We start from the raw sequence: 25,883 nt of genomic DNA on the forward strand, positions 1-25,883 counted from the left end.
TGGTGCATATCGGGGTTGTTACGGTTGTGTTTCACCACTCCCGCCGGATCCCGGCTAACCTCTGCGCAAGGAACTTTGCTTTATGACTGCAGCACCCCGTGTGAGCGGCGCCACGTCAAGGATCTTGGCCCGCCTCCGGCCGCGGAACGACAAGCTTCCGCGTGACATCAAGGTGATGCTGGTTGCAGCGTTCCTGATTGCGCTCGGATTCGGGCTTGTTGCGCCCGTATTGCCCCAATTCGCCACGACCTTCGGGGTGGGAAACACCGAAGCTGCCGTGATCGTGGCCATCTTCGCTTTCATGCGGCTCATTTTTGCGCCGGCCGGCGGCACGCTCATCGGCCGGCTGGGAGAACGGCCTGTCTACGTCGCGGGGCTGCTGATCGTCGCCGCATCCACGGCGGCCTGCGCGTTCGCCGCCGACTACTGGCAGTTGCTGCTCTTCCGCGGGCTTGGTGGTGCAGGGTCGGTGATGTTCACGGTCGCATCCATGGCACTGGTGGTGCGGCTGGCACCGCCGGAGAGCCGGGGCCGTGTTTCGGGCGCCTACGCGTCCGCATTCCTGATCGGCAACGTCTGCGGGCCCATCGTGGGTGGCCTTCTGGCCGGTTTCGGACTCCGGATCCCGTTCCTGGCCTACGCCGCCGCGCTGGTGGTGGCCGCCGTCGTGGTCCAGACGCAGCTGAGCCATCAGCGCCGCGGGGCCACCGAGGGACAGCAGAAGGCACCGGACATGCCGTTCGGGGAAGCCCTGGCCACCGGGGCCTACAGGTCAGCGCTGTTTTCCAGCTTCGCCAATGGGTGGGCGACATTCGGGGTCCGGATGGCCACCGTTCCCCTGTTCGCGGCGGCTGCCTTTGGTTCCGGGCCGGAAGCGGCGGGGCTGGCCCTGGCGGTCTTCGCCGGCGGAAATGCGGCGGCCCTGACTTTCTCGGGACGGCTCGCGGACAGCCTGGGCCGCAAGCCAATGATGATCTGGGGCCTGCTGGTGGCAGGCCTCGCAACGGCCGGCATCGGCTTCACCCAGGACCTGTTGTGGTTCCTTGCCGCATCGGCGCTTGCCGGGGTCGGTTCAGGACTCTTTGGACCTGCGCAGCAGGCCGCCATCGCTGATGTCGTCGGCAACGGGCGGTCCGGCGGCAAGGTGCTTGCGGTCTACCAGATGACGTCCGACGTCGGTGCAATCGTGGGGCCGGTCCTGGCAGGCGTGCTCGCTGACCGCCTGGGTTTCGGCTGGGCTTTCGGCGTCACCGGCGGCATCATGCTGGTGGCGGCCTGTACGTGGCTGGCCACGCGTGAGACCCTCCGGCCGGCTAAGTCCTAAGGTCCGGCCAGTGCCCGGCCGGCTTCGGCTGGCCGGGCGGCCCGCGGCTAGTTCAGCAACGCGTCAACGAAAGCCTCGGCCTCGAACGGGGCGAGGTCGTCTGCTCCCTCACCCAGCCCGATCAGCTTCACGGGAACGCCAAGGCTCTTCTGGATTGCGACGACGATGCCGCCCTTGGCCGTCCCGTCCAGCTTGGTCAGGACAATGCCCGTAATGTTGACCACCTCGGAAAAGACCCGCGCCTGGTTCAGGCCATTCTGGCCGGTGGTCGCGTCCAGGACAAGCAGGACCTCGTCCACCTCGGCAAGCTTTTCCACCACGCGCTTGACCTTGCCCAACTCGTCCATGAGGCCAACCTTGTTTTGAAGGCGGCCGGCGGTATCGATCATGACGACGTCGACTTCCTGGTCGATACCCGCCTTGACGGCCTCATAGGCCACCGAGGCCGGGTCGGCGCCGTCGATATCCGACTTCACCGTGGGAACGCCCACGCGCTGGCCCCAGGTTGCCAGCTGCTCGGCGGCGGCGGCACGGAACGTATCCGCAGCACCCAGCAGGACGTCCTTGTCCTCGGCGACCAGGACGCGGGCAAGCTTGCCCACGGTGGTGGTCTTGCCCACGCCGTTGACACCCACCACCATCATGACCGCCGGCTTGTCCGCATGCCGCTGGACGTTGAGGCTGCGGTCCATGGCGGGATCCACGAGCTTGATGAGTTCTTCCCGCAGCAGCGCCTTGACCTGATCAGGTGTCCGGGTGCCGAGCACTTTGACCCGCTCGCGCAGGGAGTCCACCAGCTGCATCGTGGGTTCGGTGCCAAGGTCTGCCAGCAGGAGGGTTTCCTCGACTTCGTCCCAGACGTTCTCGTCGATTTTGTCGCTGGAGAGCAGCGCCAGCAGGCCCTTGCCCATGATGTTGTTGGAGCGGACAAGCCGCTCCCGCAGGCGGATGAGGCGGCCCGCCACGGGCAGCGGGGTTTCTACCGGGATGACTTCCAGCCCGGCTGCATCGTCCGGAACAGTGGTTGTGTCCACGTCCCCCGTGTCCGCGCCGGCAGGGGCTTTCGCCGCCGGGACCGGGCGGTCATCTACGAGCGTGCTGCCGCCGGACTGCACTTCGGGATCATTGGCGTCGCGCGTCCCGGGGTATTGGGTGATGTTCTTCCGAGTCTTCAACAGGACAGGAATCAGCCCGCCGATAACCGCCAGGGCAGCAACAATGGACAGAATTATGGGAAGGATGTCATTCACTCCCCTAGCTTCTCACAAACGCGGCGGCCGCTTTGGGCACACCCCAGCGGCGCTGACGTGCCGCAACACCGGCGGAAGCGCTGTGCCTACACCTCTGCGCGAAGGCGCTGGCTGATCACGGTGGAGACGCCGTCGCCCCGCATGGTGACGCCGTACAGGGCGTCCGCCACCTCCATGGTGCGCTTCTGGTGGGTGATGACAATGAGCTGGCTGGACTCCCGCAGTTCCTCGAAGATGGTGATGAGCCGGCCCAGGTTGGTGTCGTCCAGTGCCGCCTCCACCTCGTCCATCACATAGAAAGGTGACGGGCGGGCCTTGAAGATCGCCACCAGCAAGGCCACCGCTGTCAGGGAGCGTTCGCCGCCGGACAGCAGCGAAAGCCGCTTGATCTTCTTGCCGGCGGGGCGGGCCTCGACGTCGATGCCGGTGGTGAGCATGTCCGAGGGGTCGGTGAGGACTAGGCGCCCTTCACCGCCGGGAAAGAGGCGCTCAAAGACCCTGACGAACTGGGTCTGCGTGTCTTCAAACGCCTCTGTGAAGACACGCTGGACCCGAAGGTCCACTTCCTTGATGATGTCGAGCAGGTCCTTGCGGCTTGCCCTGAGGTCCTCAAGCTGCGTGCTGAGGAACTGGTGGCGTTCCTCCAGGGCCGCGAATTCCTCAAGCGCCAGCGGGTTCACCTTGCCGAGGCTGGCAAGGTCCCGTTCGGCTTTCCGAAGCCGCTTTTCCTGCTCAGACCGGTTGAACGGTACGCCTTCCCGGATTTCCTCCCCGCTGGCATCGACCGGGGCGCGGAGGGCTGCCCATTTGTCGGTGCCCTCCTCCGCCGCCACGGGAACCGGCACGTGCGGCCCGTAGTCCTGGACCAAGGCATCCGGGGTGATGGCGAGTTCCTCGATGGAGCGGGTCTCCAGAGCCTCGATCCGCGCCCGCTGCCGGGCGCGGGCAAGTTCGTCACGGTGGACGTTGTCGGTGAGTTCGGCGAGTTCTTTAGCCAAGGTTTCGTTGGCGCTCCTGACCTGCTTCAGGCCTTGCTCCCGTTGCTCCCGGTTCTCTTCCGCGAGGTCGCGTTCATGGACGGCCAGTGCGACGGAGACGTCAACAAGACTGAGTGCGAGTTCCACGGCGGCAGAGACTGCCGCTGCCCGTTTGGCCTGGACGCGCCTGCGCCTGGCACGTTCGGCCGCTTCCTCCCGCGCACGGCGTTCGGTGGCAGCCGCGCGTTCCAGTGACGCAACCCGGTTCCTGGTAGCCGAGAGCTGCTCTTCGGCGCTGCGCAGCGACAGCCGTGCCTCCACCTCCGCGGCACGGGCGGAAGATGCCGCCAGGGCCAGGGCATCGCGCTGTTCACTGGACGGTTCCTGCTCCACGGGCGCCTCCTGGGCCGCGGCAAGGCGTGCGGCGACGGCTGCGAGCGCTTCCTCCTCCGCCGCCACGTTGGCTTCGGCCCGGGCGAGCGACGCTGCGAGCCGTTCGCTTTCGCCGACGGCGCTGCGGAGTACGGAGTTCAGATGGCCCAAACGTTCCGCCACGGCTGCCAGCCGGGCATCCGATTCGTGCAGCCGGTCAAGGGCCGCGTCGGCCCGTTCCTGCGCCTCGGTGCGCCGTGCTTCCGCCCCGGCCAGGGCAAACCTGTTTTGCTCAATGCCGGCAGTGACCGCGGAAAGCTTCTTGTCGGCGTCGTCGACGGCGGCCTGGACTTCGAGCAGCGATGGCGCCTTTTCGGAGCCTCCGGTGACAGAAACCGCGGTAAAAACGTCCCCCGCCCGGGTCACGGTGCTGAGCCCGGGCCGGGCGGACGCGAGTGCTGCTGCCGCTTCGATATCGGCAACGATGACGGTCCGGGACAGCAGGTGCCTGGCCAGGGCCAGGTACGGCCCGCTGCCGGCAACCAGGTCCCCGGCCCGGTGAGCCCCGGCGGGCAGGTCTGCCGTGTCCGTGTCTTTCCGGTCTGTCGCGGCCGCGGACGCAAGGAGCAACGACGCCCGGCCGGCGTCGTCGTCCTTAAGCAGCTGCAGGACGGCGGCGGCGGTTTCGGCGTCCTGCACCAAGACGGCATCGGAGGCCTCCCCAAGGCCGGCCGCGATGGCAGTTTCGTATCCCGGTTCCACCGCCAGTTCCCCGGCGACACTGCCATGGACGCCGGCGATGCGGGACTGCAGGACATGGCGGGCACCGTCCTTGCGGTCCAAGCCCACTTTTAGCGCATCCCTGCGGGCCGCCAGGGCGTCACGCTTCCGGATTCCCTCGTTGACCTCCGACTTGAGCCGGGCAATTTCCTCAAGGACGGCGTCCAGGGCGGCAGCGGCGGCCTCGTAGTCGGCGTCGAGCGATTCCTCGCCCTCCTCCACTCCCGCCACCTGGTTTTCCAGGGCGGCGAACTCCTCCTGCGCCCGGGCGCGGCGTTCCGCCCCGGCGGCCAGCGATTCACGGAGCCTGCCCAATTCAGCCTGCGCAGATTCGACCCGGGACCTGGCTGCCGCCACCTGGCCCGCCAGCCGTGCCAGCCCCTCCCGCCGGTCAGCCGCGGCGCGCAGCTGGGCTGTGAGCCGCTGGTCCTCGGCCGAGGCCGCTCTCTCGGCAGCTGCCTTGGCCGCAGCAGCCGATTCCAGGGCGGCCCGCCGGTCCACAATGGTCCGCTCGAGTTCAGCAAGTTCCTCCCGCACCCGGGCAGCCTGCCGTTCCAGCTGTTCCGGATCCCGTCCGGAGGAAGGGGCGGCATCGGCGGAGCCAAGCAGGCGGCTGCGTTCGCGGGCCAGCGATCCGAGGGACCGAAGGCGCTCCCGGGAAGAGGACAACCGGTACCAGGTGTCCCTGGCGGCGTTGAGTTTGGGGGTTGCCTCGGCTGCCATCTGCTCAAGCGTTGCCTGCTGCCGCCGACCGGCTTCCAGGCCCTGTTCGACGACGGTCCGCCGCGCCTTGAGGGCCGCTTCATCCGCCACGTCCTGCTCAAGGGCAAGCTGCAGCTGGACCAGGTCGTCAGCCAGCAGCCGGGCGCGTGCGTCGCGGACATCGAACTGGACCCGCTGCGCTCGCCGGGCCACTTCGGCCTGCTTACCAAGCGGTGTGAGCTGACGCCGGATTTCCGCAGTAAGGTCGGTGAGTCGCTGCAGGTTTGCCTGCATCGCCTCAAGCTTGCGGACGGTCCGTTCCTTCCGCCGCCGGTGCTTGAGGATGCCGGCAGCCTCCTCGATGAATCCGCGCCGGTCTTCCGGCGTGGCGTGAAGGACGCGGTCCAGCTGGCCCTGCCCCACGATCACGTGCATTTCCCGGCCAAGCCCCGAGTCGGAGAGCAGCTCCTGGATATCCAGAAGGCGGCAGGACGCGCCATTGATGGCGTATTCAGATCCGCCGGTGCGGAACAGGGTCCGGGAAATGGTGACTTCGCTGTATTCGATGGGCAGGGCGCCGTCGGTGTTGTCGATGGTGAGGGACACATGAGCGCGGCCCAGGGGCGGGCGGCCGGATGTGCCGGCGAAAATGACGTCTTCCATCTTGCCGCCGCGGAGGGTCTTGGCGCCCTGCTCGCCCATGACCCACGCCAGGGCGTCCACCACGTTGGATTTGCCGGAACCGTTGGGGCCGACTACCGCAGTAACCCCCGGCTCGAAGTCGAAGGTGGTGGCGGACGCAAAGGACTTGAACCCCCGGACGGTGAGGCTTTTGAGGTGCAAGGCTTTTCGGATCTCCTGAGTGGCTGCAGCTGCTGCTTGGCACTCCCAAATTTACTGGGTATTACAGGCGCCGGTTGGATTTGCGGACTTCCACACACTTCTGCGGGTTTTTCCACCAACGTCCACGTCTTCCTTGTGGGCTGTTTTGGGGCCGCCTAAGCTCGCAGGTACAGGTTGCTAGATACCGCTTGGCTTGGTGGTCTCAGACGGGTTTTCGGACCGGTTCCATCCATAGCCGGATCCGCTGTTGGTGCAGTCAGCGCGGATGGGCGGTTTCCACGATCGGCCGCAGGACAACTGAATATCTTGGTTTGGCCGCTTCGGGGGGAGCGGCAAGGGCTCGGGGAGACAGAATCCCGCGCCAATTTCGCGATTGTCGCGGCACCCAAATCAGGAGTTCACATGCCCGCTTCCCCCGCTCAGCGACCACTGACAGCCCTTCGCCGGCTCGTTATCCCGCTCGCCATCGCGCTGGTAACTGCGCTGCTTCCAGTCGGATTGCCGGCAGCATTCCTTAACCACGCCGCAGCTGCCGACCCATGTGCTCCACTGATCAACCCGATCGCATGCGAAAACTCAAAACCGGGCAGCCCGCCGTCGGAATGGGACATTGACGGTGCCGGAGACCACTCCATCCAGGGGTTCGCCACTGAGATGAGCACCAATGCCGGGCAAGCCGTCAAATTCAAGATCGACACAAGTGCCACCAATTACTCGATCAGGATTTACCGGACGGGCTGGTACCAGGGCCTGGGTGCGCGGAGGATCGCAGACGTCACCCCGTCCGTACTGCGCCAGCAGCAGCCCCAATGCCTTTCGGACAACACCACTGAACTCTATGACTGCGGGACCTGGGCAGTATCAGCCACATGGCAGGTTCCGTCCGCTGCTGTTTCGGGGGTGTACATTGCCTTGCTGACACGGTCAGACACCGGAGGCCAGAGCCACATCACCTTTATCGTCCGCAATGACAGCAGCCGTTCCGACATCGTCTTCCAGACTGCAGATACGACGTGGCAGGCGTACAACACTTACGGCGGCGCAGACTTCTACCAGGGAGCCTACAACGGCCGTGCCTACAAGATCAGCTACAACCGGCCCTTTGCCACCCGCGGTGATTCCGAGGGAAGGGACTTCTACTTCAGCAATGAATATCCACTCGTCAGGTTCCTGGAAAAGAACGGCTACGACGTCAGCTACATCAGCGGTCTCGACACGGACCGCAGCGGAGCCCTCCTGCGCAACCACAAGGTCTTCTTGTCCGTGGGCCACGACGAGTACTGGTCCGGGACACAACGAAGCAATGTTGAGGCGGCCCGGGACGCCGGCGTGAACCTGCAGTTCCTGTCGGGTAATGAGATGTACTGGCGGACCCGCTACGAGCCCTCACCCGTGGACGGTGCCGCGCACAGGACTATCACCTCCTATAAGGAGACCTGGTCCAACGGGAAGATCGACCCCAGCACGGAATGGACCGGTACCTGGCGGGATCCGCGGTATTCTGCGCCGGCCAACGGAGGGGGGCTGCCTGAAAACGCACTGACGGGGACAATCTACATGTCGAATTACACAGACCTGCCAATTACCGTTAATGCTGCCGAAGGCAAAACCCGGCTGTGGAGGAATACCTCCCTGGCTTCCCTGGCAGCAGGTACATCGGCGGCGCTGGCACCACACACCGTCGGCTACGAATCTGATGAGGACCTGGACAACGGATTCCGGCCAGCCGGGCTGATACGCCTGTCCACGACCACCGGTCCGACGACCCAATACCTTCAAGACTTCGGCAACACAGTCCGGCCCGGAACGACTACCCACAATCTGACGCTCTACCGGGCAGCGAGTGGAGCGCTCGTTTTTGGCGCCGGAACCGTCCAATGGACCTGGGGGTTGGACCAGGTCCACGACGGCGACGGCGCGGCGGCGGACCCACGCATTCAACAGGCCCAAATCAATCTGCTTGCCGACATGGGCGCACAGCCGGGAACGCGGGACCCGGCCCTGGCAGCGGCAACGCCCAGTACTGACGCCACCGGACCGTCAGTTTCCATAAGCTCACCCGCCGAGGGTGCAAGTATCCCGCACGGCACCAGCGTTACCGCCACAGGAACGGCGGCGGACTCCGGCGGAGTAGTGGCCGGCGTCGAAGTTTCCACAGACGGCGGCAAGTCCTGGCATCCGGCGCAAGGCAAGCAGAACTGGACCTACACTTACGTCCAGACAGGCCTGACAACGTCCACATTCCGGGCCCGTGCCATCGATGACAGCGCCAACATTGGAGCAACCACCACCCGCAACGTCCAGGTGCCCGGGCCTTATACAGTCTTTGGCCAGCAGGTGCCGGCAGTACCTGATTCCCAGGACCGCGGTGCGTATGAGCTGGGCATGAAGATCACCCCGACAGTGGACGGCTTCATCACGGGGGTCAGGTTTTACAAGAGCACCGCCAACACTGGAACGCACACGGGTTCACTGTGGGATGCGGCAGGCCAGCGGCTGGCTACAGCGACCTTCACTTCCGAGACGGCGTCCGGCTGGCAAAAGGTGTTGTTTCCGCAGCCCGTCGCCGTATCTGCCGGCACCAAGTACACGGTTTCCTACAAGGCACCCAACGGCGGCTATGCGATTAAGGACTACCAATGGGCGAGTTTCGGTTTCACCGAACCGCCCTTGACGGTTGCCGGCGGCTTCGGGAGTGAACCGGCAGGCGTGTACGGCGGACCGGACACGTTTCCCACCAACAGTTTCGGCAACGGCAACTACTTCGTGGACGCTGTCTTTGACACCACCGACAACACTCCCCTGACGGCCGGCGGCCAGTGGCCACTTGACGGCTCTTCAAGCGTCCCCCAAGCCACCACCGTGGGGGCCGTATTCTCCAAGCCCGTGGCTGCTGCGACCGTCAGCTTGTCGCTCCACGCCGCCGACGGGACCTCCGTGGCCGGCACAACGGCCTATGATCCACTGTCCCGCAAGGTAACATTCACTCCCGGTTCCGCGCTTTCGCTGGCAACAAAGTACACGGCAACGCTGACCGCCACGGCATCAAGCGGGGGATCACTGACATCCGGGGGTACTTGGTCCTTTACCACGGTCGTGTCGCCTCCGGCGCCCGGAACGTGCCCGTGCAGCTTCTACGACGACTCAGTGGCCCCAGGTATCCAGGAAATCCGTGACGGCGTGCCACTCACCCTTGGCCTACGGTTCTCCAGCACAGCCAGCGGCACCGTCACGGGAGTCAGGTTTTACAAGTCCGCCGGCAACACCGGCACACACACCGGGTTCCTCTTTACCGCCGGCGGCCAGCAGTTGGCCTCCGTGACCTTCGCGAATGAGAGCACATCGGGCTGGCAGACTGCCTATTTCAACCAGCCGGTAGCGATGGACGCCAATACTGAATACGTTGTGGCCTACAAGTCCACAACCGGTTCCTATTCGGCGACTGTGAACGGATTTGGCCCAGGGCTCAGCGCGGGCAACCTGCGGGCATCCCCGGATGCCGGCGCCTACTCCTACTCCACTGACTTCCCAGGTTCGCGTTCGTCGACCAGTTACCTGGTGGACGTGCTGGTGCAGTACCCTGACCCGCCGTTCGTCGGTGTGAGCCACTCCCCGCTGGCAGGCTCGTCCAGCGTGGCATTGGACAGCCCGGTCTCCGTGGTCCTGTCCAAGCCTGCCACCGCATCAACAGTAAAACTCACACTCACCGGCCCGGGCACCAACCCGGTGACAGGCACCTCCACCTACGACGCCGCCACCGGCAAGGTCACCTTCACGCCAACGGCCGCCCTGGCCACCTCCACCACGTACACCGCGACGCTGACAGCAACCTCCACCACGGAACAACAACTCAGCGCCGGCAACACCTGGACCTTCACCACCGTGCCTGAACCACGCACCGAAGGCACCTGCCCCTGCACCCTCTACCAGGACACCGTCACCCCCACCATCATGGAAGTCAAAGACGGCGTACCACTCACCCTCGGTGTCCGCTTCGCCAGCTCCGCCGACGGCAACATCACCGGCATCCGCTTCTACAAAGCCGCCGGCAACACCGGAACCCACACCGGCACACTCTTCACCGCCGCGGGCCAACAACTCGCAACCATCAATTTCACCAACGAAACCACCGCGGGATGGCAAACGGGCACCTTCAGCCAACCCGTCCCCATCACAGCCAACACCGAATACGTCGCCGCCTACACCACACCCACCGGCACCTACTCCGCAACCCCAGGCGGCTTCAACACCGGCTTCACCAGCGGACCACTGCGCACCACCGAAGGCTCCGGCGCCTTCACCTACTCCGGCACCTTCCCTGGTAACGGGTCGAACGCAAGCTACCTCGTCGACGTCGTCTTCCAGCAGGCTGACCCGCCGTTCGTCGGTGTGAGCCACTCCCCGCTGGCAGGCTCGTCCAGCGTGGCATTGGACAGCCCGGTCTCCGTGGTCCTGTCCAAGCCTGCCACCGCATCAACAGTAAAACTCACACTCACCGGCCCGGGCACCAACCCGGTGACAGGCACCTCCACCTACGACGCCGCCACCGGCAAGGTCACCTTCACGCCAACGGCCGCCCTGGCCACCTCCACCACGTACACCGCGACGCTGACAGCAACCTCCACCACGGAACAACAACTCAGCGCCGGCAACACCTGGACCTTCACCACCGTGCCTGAACCACGCACCGAAGGCACCTGCCCCTGCACCCTCTACCAGGACACCGTCACCCCCACCATCATGGAAGTCAAAGACGGCGTACCACTCACCCTCGGTGTCCGCTTCGCCAGCTCCGCCGACGGCAACATCACCGGCATCCGCTTCTACAAAGCCGCCGGCAACACCGGAACCCACACCGGCACACTCTTCACCGCCGCGGGCCAACAACTCGCAACCATCAATTTCACCAACGAAACCACCGCGGGATGGCAAACGGGCACCTTCAGCCAACCCGTCCCCATCACAGCCAACACCGAATACGTCGCCGCCTACACCACACCCACCGGCACCTACTCCGCAACCCCAGGCGGCTTCAACACCGGCTTCACCAGCGGACCACTGCGCACCACCGAAGGCTCCGGCGCCTTCACCGGCGGCGCTGCTTTCCCTTCCAACGGATCCAACACCAGCTACCTCGTCGACGTTGTTTTTGCCGGAACTGCAACAGCTCCCGCGGCGCCCCTCATCGTTACGGCACAGTCCCCCGCACCGGGTGCCGTCAATGTTGCCCGGGACGCGAAACCGTCCATGACCCTGTCTACGGCTGCAAGGAATGAATCGGCCCTTGAAATACTCATTTCCGGGGCAGTGGTGGCTGGAGTTTCCGCCCTATCCGCTGACAGTCGGACAATCACTCTTACACCGGCGGATATGTTGCCCCCCAACGCACAAATCTTGGTGCGCGCAGTAAACGTCACCTCTACAGAGGGGGCGGTGTTGCCGCCGACCAGCTGGCAGTTCACCACCGCAAATCCTGCCGGGCAGTCCCTTTTCGCAGCGCTCACGCCCGCTGTGGCCACGTCCACTGAGACCAGGGCCATCGAACTTGGTGCAGCCTTCAGGACCTCGAGGGCGGGCCAGGTCACCGCCATACGCTTTTACAAGGGGGCACTCACCAACTCAGGATCCCACTTCGGCTCTTTGTGGGACTCATCAGGCGTTCGCCTTGCGCGCGTCGCTTTCAGCAATGAAACGGCGGCCGGCTGGCAGACGGCCGTGCTGACCTCCCCTGTCCGCCTCACTCCTGACACCGAGTACGTCGTTTCGTATAATGCGCCGGTGGGCCGCTATTCCTACACTCCGGCCTTCTTCACCAAGGACCACACCACCGGCTACCTGACTGCTCCCGGCAAAAGGAATGGTTTGTTCCGTTACGGATCCGGATCCGCAGTCCCCAACCGCACAGATAATTCCACCAACTACTTCGTCGACGTGGTGTTTTCTCCGGTACTGTAGCCGACCCTGTCAGGTCCCGCCTGGTTGCATCCGGCACTGTCCGTGACGGGCCTTACCGTCTCCGCGGATAACCGTCATCCAACAGGCCTCCGGCTTCGATTCCGGCACACCCACCGCGAAAGGGGTAGCCGCTCCCGCTATGGCAAACCAAGTGGCGCGAGGCAGGCAGCAGGTCAGCGAATAACCGCCGGTGACCACGCGTGTTCGAGATACACCTCGGGGCTTCCGGTTCCGTCAGCCCGGATCCGCCAGATATCGCTGTTACCGGGCTCGCCGTCCCGCGCCAGTCCGTACAACAGGTTTTCGTCGTCGAGCCACTCAACCTGGTCATCAACGCTCCGGTTCTCCCCAAGGACCGCCACCTGTCCGCTGGACAGCTCAAGTACGGCAATGTTCCAACGCGGACTAATGCCTCCGCCGGTGACCTTCTTGAACGCGATGCGTGTGCCATCAGGTGATATTGACGGGCATTCGACGCCGTCATGGACTGCCGTCAATGTCCGCTTGGAAATGCTGCCCCGTACAAGCCAGTTGCGCCCGGATGAGGCAGCTGTGGCATAGAAGGCATCGGGCTCGCCTGGAACAAAGGTGACGCCCCAGTAGTTCCTGTCTAACGCCGTAACCGGTTCCCCGTTCACGGACAGTGCGAAGTCCTCCAGGTTATGCCGTTCCGCAACGCTGTCCACACGCGTGATTACGGTCTCGGTAGAAAACCCTGAACCGGCATAGGAGTGTCCGGTGACGAAGACTGTGGTTGCAACCAGCGTCCCGTCTGCACTCAGCCTTGTACGGCTGGGCACGCCCGGCAGGCTCCAGGTGTGGAGTTGCTGCCAGTCCTGCCCATAAAGGGACGCTTCAAAGCTGGTCACGAGCCCACGTTTTACCTGCAGGCATACAACGTTCCCAGCCGATCCGTAGACTCTGTCGCAGGGTGTCCCGCTCAAGCTCCTCGGGCTGCCTGGTGCTGCAGTCGGAACTGTCGCAGTCATCCCGTATCCCTGCCCGGGGGCTGTATTGCGGAAAAGGACAAAGGGGCCGCCAGGAAGGGGCCCGTTGTTGCTGGTCACTTCAACGCCGGGCTTGCCAGTGTTGCGGTCTTGGAACCGCTGAAAAGCACTGAAGGCATAAAAGCCTGCGCCGGACAGAAAGAGGCCTGCCACCAGGGCAAGAACGACCCACCTCAGACGCCCCCCGGCGTCGCCTGCCCCTTCCGTCATAGAAGCACCGCCCGCCGCTGGGCGGAATGAAGGAGGAGATAGGATGCGGGGATCGCCAGGGCAAGCAGGACACCGACGATGACCATCGCATTTGACGCGCCCACGGCAAACCACAGCACCCCGAAGGCCATTGACGCAGCCACTCGGCTCAGGGCCACTACTGTCTGTGCTGCTCCGATGCCGGTGGCCAGCTTGTCAGGCGGAGCGAGTTGGGCGGCGAACGCTGCCAGGACACCATCAGTAGCCGCGTAAAAGACCCCCAACAGTGCCAGGCAAAGCAAGGTGGCACCGAGCCCTGTCATCGGTGCCGCTGCAGAAAGATAGCAAGCCAGCAGTGCAATGTGGCCAACCAGGAAAACCTTTCCTTTCCCGTACCTGTCAGCCAGGCGGCCCATGGGAACAGCCAAAGCAAGGAAGGCAACGTTCGTTCCCACGTATAAAAGGGGAAACCATTGGACTGCAAAGGCATCCCTGTCCTGCAATACGAGGTAGATAAAGCCATCACCCACTGTGAGGACCCCAAGCATGGCGGACACGATGAGCAGCCGTCCCAATCCAGGCTCACGGAACCACGACCACCGCACCGCCGGAAACCTGCGGCGCCAGCGCTTGGCGGGGACGGCGCGCTTTTCCAACGGTTTCCCCCCGGCACCCGACGTGCGGGTCCGGAGGTCCGGGACCACCAAACCCAATGCGGCCACCCCGATGGCGGCAAACGCCAGCGATACAACGAACACCGTACTGTAACCACTTGGAATGAACATGAGGATAAGAAAGGCAATCAGCGGGCCGGCCGCGGCGCCAATATTGTCCATCATCCGGTGAACACCGAAGTGCCGCGCCAGGTACTGTGGCTGGGCCGCCGTCGTAATCAGCGCGTCCCGCGGGGCGGTCCTCACACCCTTGCCGATTCGGTCACCAGTTACGACGGCGGCAAGAGACCAAAAACCCCCTGCGAAAATGAAGCCCACCCGTGCCAGCATGGACAGCCCGTAACCGGCAAGGGCTACCAGTTTGGGACGTCCCGCCCGGTCCGAAGCCCACCCCGCCGCGATGCGGACCAAGGCACTCGCGCCCTGGTTGATGCCATCGATGATGCCGAAGGCAACGACGGAAAGTCCGAGGAAGCCAGTGATGTACAGGGGAAGCACGGCAGCGACGGATTCTGACGAGATATCGGTGGCCATGCTCACTGCGCCAAGCCAGAGGATGACCGGTGACAGCTTAAAGCGCGCGTCACGGTCCGAGGCACTGGCTGCTGTAGGCTCCGGACTGTCCTTCTTTCCGCCTTGGCGATCGGATAGTGACATGTACATGGCTACGAAACCGCTCCCGCATGAAAGTTACCCAGCAACGAAAAGCGCGTGCTGCCCGTCACCGTGGTGTACAGGGTAAGGGTCACAGAGTCCTTGCCGCGGGTCAGCCGAAGCGCCCGTTGTCCTTCTGGTGCCGAAGCCTCATCTGACCGAAATCCGAAGGTCAGTAAGGATTGCTGAAAGTGTCCGGCCACCTTGTCAGTGCTTACTTCCACTATCCCTTCAGCCGTGGCTTGCAAAACGTCACCGCTGGAGCTCACACCTGTGAAAGCCAGTACCGTTCCGTCAGGAAAGGAAAGCACTTGCGAAGGAAAGCCTGTAACAATCTCACCGGTTGCTGAAGCGGGAGCCGGAAGCGGGGCTGTCACTAAAGACGCCAGAGGCGCGGGCATGGGCAATCCGGCGGGCGTGGAGGTTATCGGAGGCAGGACTTCAAGCGGACGGTTTTCACTGCGTCCAGTCTGGGGTGCCTGGGTCTCGGCCGCGGAGGGCGCAGGTGTTCCGGTCCCGGGGCCGGCCGAACCGGAAGCCGGAACCGGTCCGTCCGTGGCCGATGGGCCGGGGACGCCGTGAGGGCCAGGGGGAAGAGTGGAGTGGTCCCTGGCGGCAGGGTCGGGCCGCTCAGTCGCCATATTGTCGAGGACTACCGCTGAGCCGGCAAGAATGGCGGCGGCTACTGCAGCAGCGACGACGATGCGCTTCACCATCATGCCGGGTGCCCAGCATGTGTGTGCCCGCTAACGGTTTCGGTGGTTTCTGTTCCTGGCGCCTCCATCGCCACAGTCTGTCACCAGACATATGTGAGCAATACGTGGATACCCACATCTTTCCCGCCTTTTCGGGCGAACAACCCGCACGCACCTGACTACATGCAAGTTACCAGCGCCCGTTGCGCGGGCGGGGCTGGCAGACCGGGCAGGTGTGGGACGAGCGGTTCATGAACTGTTCCCTGCGGATCGTGGCGTGTATTCCCGCTGCGGCACACCGCTTGCACGGCTCACCTTCGCGCCCATAGGCGTTGAGGGACCTGTCGAAGTAGCCGGAGGCACCGTTGACGTTGACGTACAGGGAGTCGAAGCTGGTTCCGCCTGCAGCAAGGGCGTCGAGCATGACCTTGCGTGCGCTTTCGAGGACTCTTTCGGCTTCGCCTCTTCGCAGCGTGTCGGTGGGCCGGGCGTAGTGCAGCCGGGCAGCCCACAAGGCTTCGTCAGCGTAGATGTTGCCGATGCCGGAGACCAGACCCTGGTCAAGCAGAGCACGCTTGAGACCGGTCTTGCGCTTGCGGAGCCGGCGGTAGAAAAGGTCGAAGGAGAATGCCGGGTCCAGCGGATCCCGGGCTATGTGCGAGGCCTCTTCGGCGATCAGCGGGAGGGGCGACTCCGCGAGGCCGCCCGGGCCGCCGTCGTCAGTGGGGATCATCGCCGTGACGAACAATCCACCGAAGATCCGCTGGTCCACAAACCGCAGTTGTTCCGGCATGCCGTTCCTGTGGCTGAGCCGAAAGCGGACCTTGAGGTGCTTTTCATCGGGCACCCCCCGGTCCTGCATCAGCAGCTGCCCGCTCATCCCCAAGTGCGCCATGAGGGCCACCGCAGGGCTACTGGAGGTTCCCGGCAGCTCCGGGTTTTGGCTACCGGCCTTGTCCAGCAGCGGCATCCACAGGAATTTGCCCCGGCGCACGACGTCCGCCACCACTGCGCCTTCAAGGTTTCCGATGAAATCCTCGGATCCCAGGGCGTGCCTGCGGATGGACCGGGCGTCCAGGACGTCAACGGACTCGATGGTCCGGCCACGGACCCAGCTCACCAGGCCGCGGCGCACCACTTCCACCTCGGGGAGTTCGGGCATGGCTACTTCGCGGCGACGGAACCAGCTGATTTGCCGGCCACGTTAGTGGGACCCGCGCCGGAAAGGACACGCCAGGCGTCGGCGGCCGCTTCCTGTTCCGCTTCCTTCTTGGAATGGCCGGAGCCCTTTCCGTAAGCTGTCCCGCCAATGTTCAGGACTGCCGTGAAGGTCCGCGCATGGTCCGGACCCGCACCGTCCACCGCGTAGTGGATGGTGCCCAGCTGCCGGCTGGCGGCAAGCTCCTGAATGCTGGTTTTCCAGTCGGTACCGGCGCCCAGCACAGCCGCGTCCTTGAGCAACGGTCCGATCAGGCGCATGACCAGCTGGCGCGCAGTCTCGATGTCGTTCGACACATAGGTGGCGCCGATCAGCGCTTCCATGGTGTCAGCAAGGATGGAGGCCTTGTTCTTGCCTTCGGTGAGCTTTTCGCCCTGCCCAAGGTAGATGTAGTCGCCAATGCCGAGGCTGCGCCCAATGTTCGCCAACGCGCGGGTGCTAACCACAGCTGAGCGCCGCTTTGCCAGATCCCCCTCAGGAAGGTCCGGGTTGTCGCGGTAGAGGGCATCGGTTACGGAAAAGCCCAGGATGGAGTCGCCCAGGAATTCAAGCCGCTCGTTGGTGGGGATGCCGCCGTTCTCATAGGCATAGGAACGGTGTGTCAGCGCAAGACGAAGCGTCCCGGCGTCAATAGAGACACCGAGACGCTTCAGAAGCTCTTCAGTTGAAGACATCTGGTCAGCCTGAATGGCCGATTAGACGTCAGCGACCTTGCGGCCCTTGTACTCAAGGAACAGCGCAGTGCCAGCAGAGTCGGTAACGACCTTCGCCTGGTGCGGCAGGCTGTAAGTAACCTGGCCGTTCTCAACGGTCTTCACCAGGTGGGGGGCGGTCGCCTTCCACTGCGAGCGGCGGGCGCGGGTATTCGAGCGAGACATTTTCCGCTTGGGAACAGCCACGGCTAACTCATTTCTCTCTAGACAAACACGTACAAATCAATTTTGCCGGTCAGGCTTAGCCATATCAGCTAGGGCAGCCCAGCGAGGATCCAGGACCTCGTGGTGGTGCCCCGGCTCGTCTTCCAGGCGAACTCCGCATTCGGAGCAAAGGCCCTGGCAGTCTTCCCGGCACACCGGCTGGAACGGCAGCATGGTGATAACCGCGTCCCGCAACACCGGTTCAAGATCGATTAGATCGTGCTCGACTCGACGTTGCTCTTCATCATCTTCTTCGTCCGAAAGCACAGCACCTTCGTAGAAGAAAAGTTCTTGCACATTGACCTCAAGGTCATACGCAAGGGGATCCAGGCATCGGCCGCACTCACCGGTTACTTCCGTGAGCGCAGTTCCTGATACCAGAATTCCTTCGTGTACGGCCTCAAGTCTCAGATCCAGCTCGACATCCGAGCCTTCCTGAACACCAATGAGCGGCACACCAAGATCACTTGGTGCGGGTACATGTTCCTTCAGCGTCCGCATGCTACCCGGGCTGCGCCCGAGATCCTTGACATCGAACACCAAGGGCGAACCAGCATCTCGTTTAATGAGAACTCCTGTTGAACATATGACCGACGTACCATTTTAGCCTGAAGAGCCACAGGGACTCAAACCGGCGTGCCGGAGGCGCGGAAGTACCGGACAAGCCTACCGCTTCGGCTGCTGATCCTGTGCAGGCTCGCCCGGGAGCATCCGGCGCTGGACAGACCTGGGCACGTACTCGGCCACGCTGCCACCCAGTCCGGCCACTTCCTTTATCAGGGTCGAGGACAGGTGGACGTAGTGCGCCTCGGCCGGCAGGAACACCGTCTCCACGCCGCTCAACTGGCGGTTCATGGTGGCCATGGGCAGCTCGTAGTCGAAATCCGAGGACGACCGGAGCCCCTTCACAATTGCCGAGACTCCCCGCTGGCGGCAATACTCCGCCAGCAGGCCCTCCCCTATGGGCTCAACCACAATCCCTTTGAGCGAGGCAAGGGTTTCCCTCGCCATCTCCAGCCGCTCATCCAGGCTGAACCGATACTTCTTGGCGTAATTGGTGGAGATGGCCACGATGACTTCATCAAAGAGCCCGGCAGCCCGTGCAATAACCTCAAGATGGCCGTTGTGGATGGGGTCGAAGGATCCTGGGCAGACAGCTCGTCTCATGCTCCGAACCTACCCCATGAAAAGCCCGGGATACCATGACTGGATGCATCCCCGACAGGAACTTTCCACCGCGCCTGCCCCTTGGCAGCGCACAGCGCTCGGCGCCAACCTGCTGGCGCCCGACGGCGGCCTGGGCGTAACCATCTTCGAGGAAATGACCGGTTTGGCCGTACAGACCGGCGCCATCAACCTGGGCCAGGGCTTTCCGGACGAGGATGGTCCGCTGGAGATCCGCGAGGCCGCCCGGGCCGCGATCGCAGCGGGGGCAAACCAGTACGCCCCGGGCAAGGGCATCGCGCAACTGCGCAACGCCGTGGCAGCCCACCAGGAGCGCTTCTACGGGCTGACGCCCGACCCTGACACAGAGGTGATCGTCACCACCGGCGCGACGGAAGCGATCGCGGCTTCCGTCCTTGCCTTCGCCGGCCCCGGCGATGAAGTGTTGACTTTCGAACCCTTTTACGATTCCTACGGTGCTGTGATTGGCCTCAGCGGTGCCAGGCATGTGACGGCACCGCTGCTGGCCCCGGACTTCCTTCCTGACTTGGCCGTCCTGGAATCCGCCTTCAGCGGGCGGACCCGGGTGGTGCTACTCAACAATCCCCACAATCCCACCGGGGCTGTTTTCCCTCGGAACGTGCTGCAGCGGATTGTGGAGCTCGCTCAGAAGTACGACAGCATCATCGTCACGGACGAGGTCTATGAGCACCTGACGTTCGGCGTCCGGCACATACCGGTAGCGAGCCTGCCCGGCGCCGCAGAGCGGACCGTCACTATATCGTCCGCCGGTAAGACGTTCTCGCTCACTGGCTGGAAAGTCGGCTGGCTGTCCGGTCCGGAAGAACTTGTCGCGGCAGCACGGACGGTGAAGCAGTTCCTCACGTACAGCTCCGGGACGCCTTTCCAGTCAGCCATTGCCGCCGGGTTGGCCCTGCCGGATGCCTTTTACAACGGCATCGCAGCAGACCTGGAGCACAAGCGCGACATCCTCAGCGCCGGCCTGCAGGCCGCCGGGTTTGATGTCTTTTCCCCACAGGGCACCTACTTCATCATTGTGGATACGGCTCCCTTGGGCATCAGCGACTCGGTGGACCTGGCCAGGCGGCTCCCCGCTCTGGTCGGTGTGGCTGCCATACCGGTCCCCGTATTTTGCCATCCCGCAGGAGCGGAGCGCACACGCAGCCTGCTTCGTTTCGCCTTCTGCAAGAAGACCAACGTCCTCGAAGAAGCGGCCGGAAGGCTGGCAATGCTGAGTGAAAGGCTCTGATGTCCGCCCGCAGTACAGGCCATACCACCAGATTCTTGCGGAGCACAGGTCAGCACGCCTCCATTGAGCCTGACAGTTTCATTGAGGGCAGCTACGTGCTGAGCATCGGCGGTTCGGAGCAGTCGCACGTCAACCTTGCCCACCCGGAAGAGATCTTCTACGAGTACCTTCGCAGGATCGGGCACCTGGTGGACCTTTCGGCGCCTCCTGGAGCACCGATACGGGCGCTGCATTTGGGTGCAGGTGCGTTGACGCTGGCCCGCTACATCCAGGCAACGCGGCCCGGATCGGTGCAGTATGCCGTGGAATTGGAGCGCGAGCTGCTCGACTTTGTCCTGCGGCAGCTGCCACTGCCCGAAGGAACGGACCTGCATACCATCACGGGAGACGCCCGGGACGCACTCGGCGGGCTTGGGACGGAACCCACGTTCGACGTCGTTATCCTGGACATCTTTTCGGGGCCCGAAGCCCCCGCCCATATCGCCACCACCGGGTTCTACCGGGAGGCGCGGGAAAGGCTAAGCCCCGGGGGCGTGCTGATTGTCAACGTGGGCGACGAGCCAGGCCTGGCGCTGGTCCGCAGCCAGGTGACGGCGATGCGGCAAGCCATGGCTGATGTGGCGGCCTTCGCCGAAGCGGGTATGTTCCAGGGCCGGTACCCGGGGAATATCATCCTGGCCGGCACCCAGGTTCCATGGCCGAAGGAGTGGTCCGTGGAACTCGCCGCCCGCGGCCCGCACCCCGCCAAGGTGCTGACCGGAGTGGATCTGGACCCCCTGGCGGGATGACCGCGGACCCGACGCCGGCGGTCGCACTGCCAGGTGAAGGCTACGTCCCCGATCCTTCCGGTTCCGCCACCACTGGAATGTCCTCGCCGGCAATCGCGTCCGGTACGTACGGCTCAGCAAACCACAGCTTGGTCTCGCCGTATTTCTTCTCGGCAAACCGGGCCAGGCTGCCGGGCCAGTCCGGCTCCGGGGAGCGGGACGACCGCTCCACCACCACAACCGCAGCCGGCGCGAGGTGCGGAGCGAGTTTCTGCAGCACGGCCGACAACGCCACCTCCTCAAGGGGGTACGGCGGGTCCAGGAAAATCAGGTCCCAGGCGGCGTCGGGCGCGGCGCGGTCCAGGAACGGCTCAACTTTGGACCTGTGCACGGTAACTGCCTTGCGGCCCAGGACGCCGTTGAGGAGGTCGGCGTTCCGCTGGCAGACAGCGCTTGCCTTGGCATCCGATTCCACCAGTTCCACCGTTTGGGCTCCCCGGCTGCCACTTTCCACCCCCAGCGAACCGGATCCGGCGTAAAGATCCAGCACCCGGGCGCCGGCAATGACATCGAAAGCATCGAGGCGTGAAAACAGCGCTTCTTTGACGCGGTCCGTGGTGGGCCTGGTCAAGGAGCCCGGAACCGCCGACAAAGGTGTGCCGCCGGCGGCACCGGCGATGATCCTGCTCATTCGCTCCTCCTGGATCCGCTGACGGTCATTACGGCCTCCCTGCTATCCGCGCTCAAGGAACGCCTCCTTCTCCGGGTTGAGGTACTTGTCAATCGCGTCCGCCAGCTCCGGATGGCGGGACAGGAAGGGATCCCCCGCCACGATGTCCTGCGCATCCTCCCGGGCACGCGCTATGACGTCCTCGTGCTCCAGCACGCGCAACAGTTTCAGCGTGGAACGCCCCCCCGATTGGGAGGCGCCAAGGATGTCACCCTCCCGGCGCAGCTTCAGGTCCTCCTGCGACAGAACGAAGCCGTCGGTGGTCGCGGCCACCGCTTCCAGCCTTCGGCGGCTGGGATGCCCTGGTTCGAGGGCGGTGACCAGCAGGCAGGTTCCGGGCAGGCCGCCCCGGCCCACCCGCCCGCGGAGCTGGTGCAGCTGGGAGATGCCGAACCGGTCCGCGTCCAGGATGACCATCAGCGTAGCGTTGTGCACGTCCACACCCACCTCGATGACGGTGGTGGAGACCAGCAGTTTGACGCTGTTGTCCACGAAGCCCGCCATCGTGGCTGACTTCACCTCGGGCTCCTGGCGGCCATGGAGCGGAGCCAGCGGGACCCCAGACAGGGACGGTTCCGACAGCAGGTGCTCGACGACGGCTGTCACCGAGGCGAGTTCCCGTGCGTCATCGTCCGATTCAAGCCCCGGCGGTTCCGCTTCCCCGGGGCTGAAGTCGCCGTCGTCGTCGGTACCGATCTTGGGGCAGACGACGTACACCTGGTGGCCGGCGTCGACTTCTTCCCGCGCCCGTGCCCAGATCCGCCCAGCCCAGGCAGGGTTCTCCGCGAGTCCCACCAGATGCGTCGTGATAGGTGCCCGGCCCTTGGGCAGTTCGTCGAGGATGGACGTTTCAAGGTCACCGAAGACAGTCATGGCCACGGTACGCGGAATGGGGGTAGCGGTCATGACCAGCAGGTGCGGGGGCTTCCGGGCCTTGGCACGGAGTGCATCGCGCTGCTCCACGCCGAAGCGGTGCTGCTCATCCACAACGATCAGGCCGAGATCATAGAAGGACACGTTGTCACTGAGCAGGGCATGGGTACCGATGACAATTCCGGCTGTTCCGGACGCTGCATCAAGCATCGCCTGCCTGCGCGCCGCCGTGGGCATGGATCCGGTCAGCAGGGTGACCTGGACGGATGGTCCGTCCGGTCCTCCCAACCCGCCCAGCAGTCCTTCGCGGGAGAGCGGACCGAGCGTGCGGCGGATGGATTCATAATGCTGCGCTGCAAGGACCTCCGTGGGAGCCAGAAGTGCCGCTTGTCCCCCCGCGTCAACAACTTGCAGCATCGCCCGCAGGGCCACCACGGTTTTGCCGGAGCCCACTTCGCCCTGCAGCAGCCGGTTCATTGGAGTGTCCCGCGCCAGCTCCGCTGCGAGCGTTTTTCCGACAGTGGCCTGGCCATCGGTCAGGGTGAAGGGCAAGCTGCGGTCGAAAGCAGCCTGTATACCGTCAGGAACGGGCCGCCGCGCGGTGGCCTCCTCGGACGCAAGCTGGGCCCTGCGCCGCGCCAGTGCTGACTGCAGCACCAGCGCCTCCTGATACCGGAGCCTCTCCCTGGCCTGTTTCCAGTCCTCCGCCGACTCGGGCGCATGGATCAGCCGGTACGCCTGGTCGAGAGGCAGGAAGCCCTCCCTCCCCGCGACAGCTGCCGGGACAGGGTCCGGCAGCGACGCGAGGTCCGCAGTCTCGAGCAACGCGGTGACGACCTGCTGGATCTTCCAGCTGGGAAGCTTTGCAGTAGCCGGATAGACGGGGATGGGCATGGCCGCCAGCTTGCCTGCGTCCTGCCCAACGGTGGAGAAAGGGTCCTCGTCCAAAACATGGTAGTCGGGGTTGGTCAGGCCCAGGGAGCCTTTGAAGCTGGTGACCTTTCCCGAGAAGAGAGCCCGCCTGCCGGGCAGCAGTTCGGTCTTTGCCCGGTACCCGTTGAAGAAGCTGATCTTGAGCGTGCCGGGGACTTTACCCCGGTAGTCGGTGCCGCCCACGATCCGCAGCCCGGCTTGCCCATCATCGTCTGAGATCACGACGTCGGTGATGGTGCCTTTCCGTGCGCGCATGGTCCGGGTGCTGCTGGACAGCACCCTGGCGATCAGTGTGACCTCCTCATCGCGCGGGATCTCGCTGATGGGTGTCAGCTCCCCGCGCGTCATGTACCTGCGGGGAAAGTAGTTCAGCAGTTCCGCCACCGTGGTGATGCCCAGGTGCTTTTCGATGACGGCGGCGGAACGTTTACCGATCCGGCGTTCCAGGGCCAGGTCCAGCTCAGCGTTCATGCCCTGCGGTATTTACTGCGTCGGTGCCAGGGTCCCGCGGCACCGCGAGTTCGCTGATGCTGATGTGCGACGGTTCGCCGAGCGAGCGGATGATGTTGACGGCAGGATCAGGATCGGGAACATGGACGTGTACCCGCCACCGGTAGTTCCCGTCGGCGTCTGAGCCGCTGCCCACCTGGCTCATGATGACCGACTCGCCGATTTCGTCCAGCCGTTGCCTCAGCGTTGCGGCGTTCAGCGGTGAAAGGTTGATGGTGCACATGACCTCCACGCCGTCGTCGTCCGGCATGCTGGTGTGGATGTGCGGGTCGGCGACGTCGTAGCCGTGCAGGCCGTCGAGAAGTTCGCTCTGGAGCTCCTGGCCCATGACTGCTGAGCGGAGGCAATCCAGGACCAGGAGCATCCCAACGCCTCCCGCGTCCACCACATGCGCCGTAGTCAGGGCATCCAGCTGGTTCTCGGTTTGGATGACGGCGGCGAGCGCCGCCTCAACGGCAGCGTCCAGGGCAAGGCCCAGGGCGTGGTTGCTGTCGTCTCCGTTCTGCCCGGCGTCCACCGCAGCCGCCGCGCGCGCTGCGGCTTCCATCACTGAGAGCATGGTGCCCGGCACGGGATCGCTCAGGGCGGACCAGGCACGGATCTGTGCCCGGTTGAGAGCTGCTGCCAGCAATGTGGAGGTCAGCCGGGTGTGACCTGCGAGGGGCTCCGCGGCGGCACAGAGGAACACGGAGAACAGCGTCCCGGAATTTCCCCTCGCCTCTTCCAATGCTGCCTGGCCGGCGGTGGCCAGGACTGCGCCAACGTCCATCTGCGCGGGCTGGTCCCCGCCGGCCGTCAGGGAGCGCGCCGCGGCCCGCACAGTCAGGTAGAGGTTTGTTCCGGTGTCACCGTCGGCCACCGGGAAGATATTGATGGCGTTCAGTCGGTCGCTGTGGTTGCCCAGGGCAGTTTCAGCCTTGCCCAACCACCTCTTCATCGCTTGCGCGTTGGCGGCAACCTTAGTGTGCAAAGTGATCCCATCCCCCGGTGTCCGCGGACCGGCCCGCAATCCTGACGCCCGGGACTTCACTGATTCCCGGTGCTTGTACCGAGCCTATCGCAGTGAATCCGGGAGGCAGCTGAATCCCGGCAGGGAATGTGGCGAGCAGCCCGTGGTCCTCTCCGCCGTCCAGGACCCATGCCCTTGCGTCCCCTCCGAGCAGATCAGCGGCCGGCTGCAGGACCGCCGCCAGCCGCGCCAGCTGTTCCGGATCGAGGTCGACAGCCACGTTGCTGGCAACCGCCAGCCGCCGGCCATCCCGCACCAGGCCATCGGAGACGTCCAGCATGGCGGTGGCGCCGGTCGCCCTGGCAGCGGGACCTGCGGACAATGGCGGGCGTGGCCTGCACTGCAGGTCCAGGAACCGGCGCTCTTCCGGGCTGAGAAGATCCACAGCCACGTCCGACTCAAGAAGTGCCAGGCCCGCGGCGGCATGGCCCGCGGTTCCCGCCAGCGCCAGCACGTCCCCCGGCAGCGCACCGGAGCGGAGAACTGCCGTGCCGCCGTCGAGCGTGCCCAGGACTGCCACCGTAACGGATATTTCGCGCCCCCGCCCCAAGTCGCCTCCTGCCACCGAGCAGCGGTCCGCCCCGAGTTCCCTGATGCCGGCGGTCAGCCCGTCCGCCAGGCCCTCAACCCAGGTGACCGGGGTGTCCGGCGGGAGCGTGAGGCTCACAACCATGGATGTTGCGCTTGCTCCCATGGCATTGATGTCGCTGAGGTTTTGGGCTGCTGCCTTCCAGCCCACGTCATAGCCCGTGGTGCGGTAGCCGTTGGCCCAGACAAGGCGGAAGTCCTGGTCCTCCACCTGGGTATCGATGCTGACGACAGTTCTTCCATCAGGTGCGGCAACCACGGCAGCGTCGTCTCCCGGGCCGAGGAGCGTGGCTGCAGTGTGGGTGGTGCCCATTGAAAGCCGGGGGAAGATCCTGGCCAGCAACTCTGTCTCTGAGAGCCCTGCTACGGCCGGTGACTGTTCGGGCAGCGCGCCACCGGGGCGGCCGATATCTGGATGCATTAGGGGTATTGCGGACATGCCAGCACGCTACAGCGCGGCCCTGACATTCCCGTTTGCGCG

17 protein-coding genes are annotated in these 25,883 nt (G+C 64.6%); 4 read left to right on the plus strand and 13 right to left on the minus strand.

Annotated elements, in window-relative coordinates; translation table 11 throughout:
• Nucleotides 1-82: 82 nt before the first annotated feature.
• Nucleotides 83-1,324, plus strand: coding sequence for an MFS transporter (locus AC5RUU_RS13590; protein WP_493975735.1), 1,242 nt, complete (start codon nucleotides 83-85; stop codon nucleotides 1,322-1,324).
• 47 nt (nucleotides 1,325-1,371) lie between these two features.
• On the opposite strand, the gene ftsY is transcribed toward AC5RUU_RS13590, so the two are convergent.
• Together ftsY and smc are read right to left on the minus strand one after the other, a co-directional pair.
• On the minus strand, nucleotides 1,372-2,574 hold the full coding sequence (ftsY, locus tag AC5RUU_RS13595) for a signal recognition particle-docking protein FtsY (protein ID WP_493975736.1): 1,203 nt from the start codon (nucleotides 2,572-2,574) through the stop codon (nucleotides 1,372-1,374).
• A gap of 86 nt (nucleotides 2,575-2,660) precedes the next feature.
• Nucleotides 2,661-6,248 (minus strand): chromosome segregation protein SMC, encoded by a 3,588-nt coding sequence (smc, locus tag AC5RUU_RS13600; RefSeq protein WP_493975737.1) that lies wholly within the window; start codon nucleotides 6,246-6,248, stop codon nucleotides 2,661-2,663.
• A 402-nt stretch (nucleotides 6,249-6,650) separates the two neighbouring features.
• Between smc and AC5RUU_RS13605 the strand changes: the two genes are divergently transcribed.
• Nucleotides 6,651-12,203 (plus strand): DUF4082 domain-containing protein, encoded by a 5,553-nt coding sequence (locus AC5RUU_RS13605; protein ID WP_493975738.1) that lies wholly within the window; start codon nucleotides 6,651-6,653, stop codon nucleotides 12,201-12,203.
• 173 nt (nucleotides 12,204-12,376) lie between these two features.
• On the opposite strand, the gene AC5RUU_RS13610 is transcribed toward AC5RUU_RS13605, so the two are convergent.
• The 7 genes from AC5RUU_RS13610 to coaD all read right to left on the minus strand — a co-directional run bounded on the left by AC5RUU_RS13610 (nucleotide 12,377) and on the right by coaD (nucleotide 18,725).
• Nucleotides 12,377-13,072, minus strand: a complete 696-nt coding sequence (locus AC5RUU_RS13610) for a TolB family protein (protein WP_493975739.1) — start codon at nucleotides 13,070-13,072, stop codon at nucleotides 12,377-12,379.
• 344 nt (nucleotides 13,073-13,416) lie between these two features.
• Nucleotides 13,417-14,736, minus strand: a complete 1,320-nt coding sequence (locus tag AC5RUU_RS13615; protein ID WP_493975740.1) for an MFS transporter — start codon at nucleotides 14,734-14,736, stop codon at nucleotides 13,417-13,419.
• A gap of 876 nt (nucleotides 14,737-15,612) precedes the next feature.
• The gene (gene mutM / locus AC5RUU_RS13620; protein WP_493975741.1) at nucleotides 15,613-16,584 is read right to left on the minus strand and encodes a bifunctional DNA-formamidopyrimidine glycosylase/DNA-(apurinic or apyrimidinic site) lyase; all 972 of its coding nucleotides are present in this window, start codon (nucleotides 16,582-16,584) and stop codon (nucleotides 15,613-15,615) included.
• Nucleotides 16,585-16,586: 2 nt separating this feature from the next.
• Nucleotides 16,587-17,315, minus strand: coding sequence for a ribonuclease III (rnc, locus tag AC5RUU_RS13625; RefSeq protein ID WP_493975742.1), 729 nt, complete (start codon nucleotides 17,313-17,315; stop codon nucleotides 16,587-16,589).
• A gap of 21 nt (nucleotides 17,316-17,336) precedes the next feature.
• Complete coding sequence (gene rpmF / locus AC5RUU_RS13630; protein WP_009356569.1) at nucleotides 17,337-17,540, minus strand: 50S ribosomal protein L32; 204 nt, start codon at nucleotides 17,538-17,540, stop codon at nucleotides 17,337-17,339.
• Between the two features lie 36 nt (nucleotides 17,541-17,576).
• Nucleotides 17,577-18,101 carry a YceD family protein gene (locus tag AC5RUU_RS13635; protein ID WP_493975743.1) on the minus strand — a complete coding sequence of 175 codons (525 nt, stop codon included), beginning with the start codon at nucleotides 18,099-18,101 and terminating at the stop codon, nucleotides 17,577-17,579.
• Between the two features lie 123 nt (nucleotides 18,102-18,224).
• The gene (gene coaD / locus AC5RUU_RS13640; RefSeq protein ID WP_493975744.1) at nucleotides 18,225-18,725 is read right to left on the minus strand and encodes a pantetheine-phosphate adenylyltransferase; all 501 of its coding nucleotides are present in this window, start codon (nucleotides 18,723-18,725) and stop codon (nucleotides 18,225-18,227) included.
• Nucleotides 18,726-18,768: 43 nt separating this feature from the next.
• On the opposite strand from coaD, the gene AC5RUU_RS13645 reads away from it, so the two are divergent.
• Together AC5RUU_RS13645 and AC5RUU_RS13650 are read left to right on the plus strand one after the other, a co-directional pair.
• The gene (locus AC5RUU_RS13645; protein ID WP_493975745.1) at nucleotides 18,769-19,992 is read left to right on the plus strand and encodes an aminotransferase class I/II-fold pyridoxal phosphate-dependent enzyme; all 1,224 of its coding nucleotides are present in this window, start codon (nucleotides 18,769-18,771) and stop codon (nucleotides 19,990-19,992) included.
• Complete coding sequence (locus tag AC5RUU_RS13650) at nucleotides 19,992-20,780, plus strand: spermidine synthase (RefSeq protein ID WP_493975746.1); 789 nt, start codon at nucleotides 19,992-19,994, stop codon at nucleotides 20,778-20,780. Before AC5RUU_RS13645 ends, AC5RUU_RS13650 begins: the two co-directional genes overlap by 1 nt.
• A 40-nt stretch (nucleotides 20,781-20,820) precedes the next feature.
• Here the strand turns inward: AC5RUU_RS13650 and rsmD are convergent, their stop codons facing one another.
• The 4 genes from rsmD to thiL are packed head-to-tail and all read right to left on the minus strand — an operon-like array spanning nucleotide 20,821 to nucleotide 25,823.
• The gene (rsmD, locus tag AC5RUU_RS13655; RefSeq protein ID WP_493975747.1) at nucleotides 20,821-21,450 is read right to left on the minus strand and encodes a 16S rRNA (guanine(966)-N(2))-methyltransferase RsmD; all 630 of its coding nucleotides are present in this window, start codon (nucleotides 21,448-21,450) and stop codon (nucleotides 20,821-20,823) included.
• A gap of 42 nt (nucleotides 21,451-21,492) precedes the next feature.
• The gene (locus tag AC5RUU_RS13660) at nucleotides 21,493-23,766 is read right to left on the minus strand and encodes an ATP-dependent DNA helicase RecG (RefSeq protein ID WP_493975748.1); all 2,274 of its coding nucleotides are present in this window, start codon (nucleotides 23,764-23,766) and stop codon (nucleotides 21,493-21,495) included.
• Nucleotides 23,756-24,742 carry a DAK2 domain-containing protein gene (locus AC5RUU_RS13665; RefSeq protein ID WP_493975749.1) on the minus strand — a complete coding sequence of 329 codons (987 nt, stop codon included), beginning with the start codon at nucleotides 24,740-24,742 and terminating at the stop codon, nucleotides 23,756-23,758. The genes AC5RUU_RS13660 and AC5RUU_RS13665 overlap by 11 nt, the downstream gene beginning before the upstream one ends.
• 22 nt (nucleotides 24,743-24,764) lie before the next feature.
• Complete coding sequence (gene thiL / locus AC5RUU_RS13670) at nucleotides 24,765-25,823, minus strand: thiamine-phosphate kinase (protein ID WP_493975918.1); 1,059 nt, start codon at nucleotides 25,821-25,823, stop codon at nucleotides 24,765-24,767.
• Between the last annotated feature and the right edge of the window lie 60 nt (nucleotides 25,824-25,883).

It is taken from the genome of Arthrobacter sp. K4-10C (assembly GCF_059090085.1).

Excerpts from the sequence above, each read along its gene's own strand:
- AC5RUU_RS13590 (WP_493975735.1), top strand. The coding sequence starts at position 83 with ATGACTGCAGCACCCCGTGTGAGCGGCGCCACGTCAAGGATCTTGGCC.
- AC5RUU_RS13605 (WP_493975738.1), top strand. The coding sequence starts at position 6,651 with ATGCCCGCTTCCCCCGCTCAGCGACCACTGACAGCCCTTCGCCGGCTC.
- AC5RUU_RS13615 (WP_493975740.1), bottom strand. The coding sequence starts at position 14,736 with ATGTACATGTCACTATCCGATCGCCAAGGCGGAAAGAAGGACAGTCCG.
- mutM (WP_493975741.1), bottom strand. The coding sequence starts at position 16,584 with ATGCCCGAACTCCCCGAGGTGGAAGTGGTGCGCCGCGGCCTGGTGAGC.
- rnc (WP_493975742.1), bottom strand. The coding sequence starts at position 17,315 with ATGTCTTCAACTGAAGAGCTTCTGAAGCGTCTCGGTGTCTCTATTGAC.
- coaD (WP_493975744.1), bottom strand. The coding sequence starts at position 18,725 with ATGAGACGAGCTGTCTGCCCAGGATCCTTCGACCCCATCCACAACGGC.
- AC5RUU_RS13645 (WP_493975745.1), top strand. The coding sequence starts at position 18,769 with ATGCATCCCCGACAGGAACTTTCCACCGCGCCTGCCCCTTGGCAGCGC.
- AC5RUU_RS13650 (WP_493975746.1), top strand. The coding sequence starts at position 19,992 with ATGTCCGCCCGCAGTACAGGCCATACCACCAGATTCTTGCGGAGCACA.
- rsmD (WP_493975747.1), bottom strand. The coding sequence starts at position 21,450 with ATGAGCAGGATCATCGCCGGTGCCGCCGGCGGCACACCTTTGTCGGCG.
- AC5RUU_RS13660 (WP_493975748.1), bottom strand. The coding sequence starts at position 23,766 with ATGAACGCTGAGCTGGACCTGGCCCTGGAACGCCGGATCGGTAAACGT.
- AC5RUU_RS13665 (WP_493975749.1), bottom strand. The coding sequence starts at position 24,742 with ATGAAGAGGTGGTTGGGCAAGGCTGAAACTGCCCTGGGCAACCACAGC.
- thiL (WP_493975918.1), bottom strand. The coding sequence starts at position 25,823 with ATGCATCCAGATATCGGCCGCCCCGGTGGCGCGCTGCCCGAACAGTCA.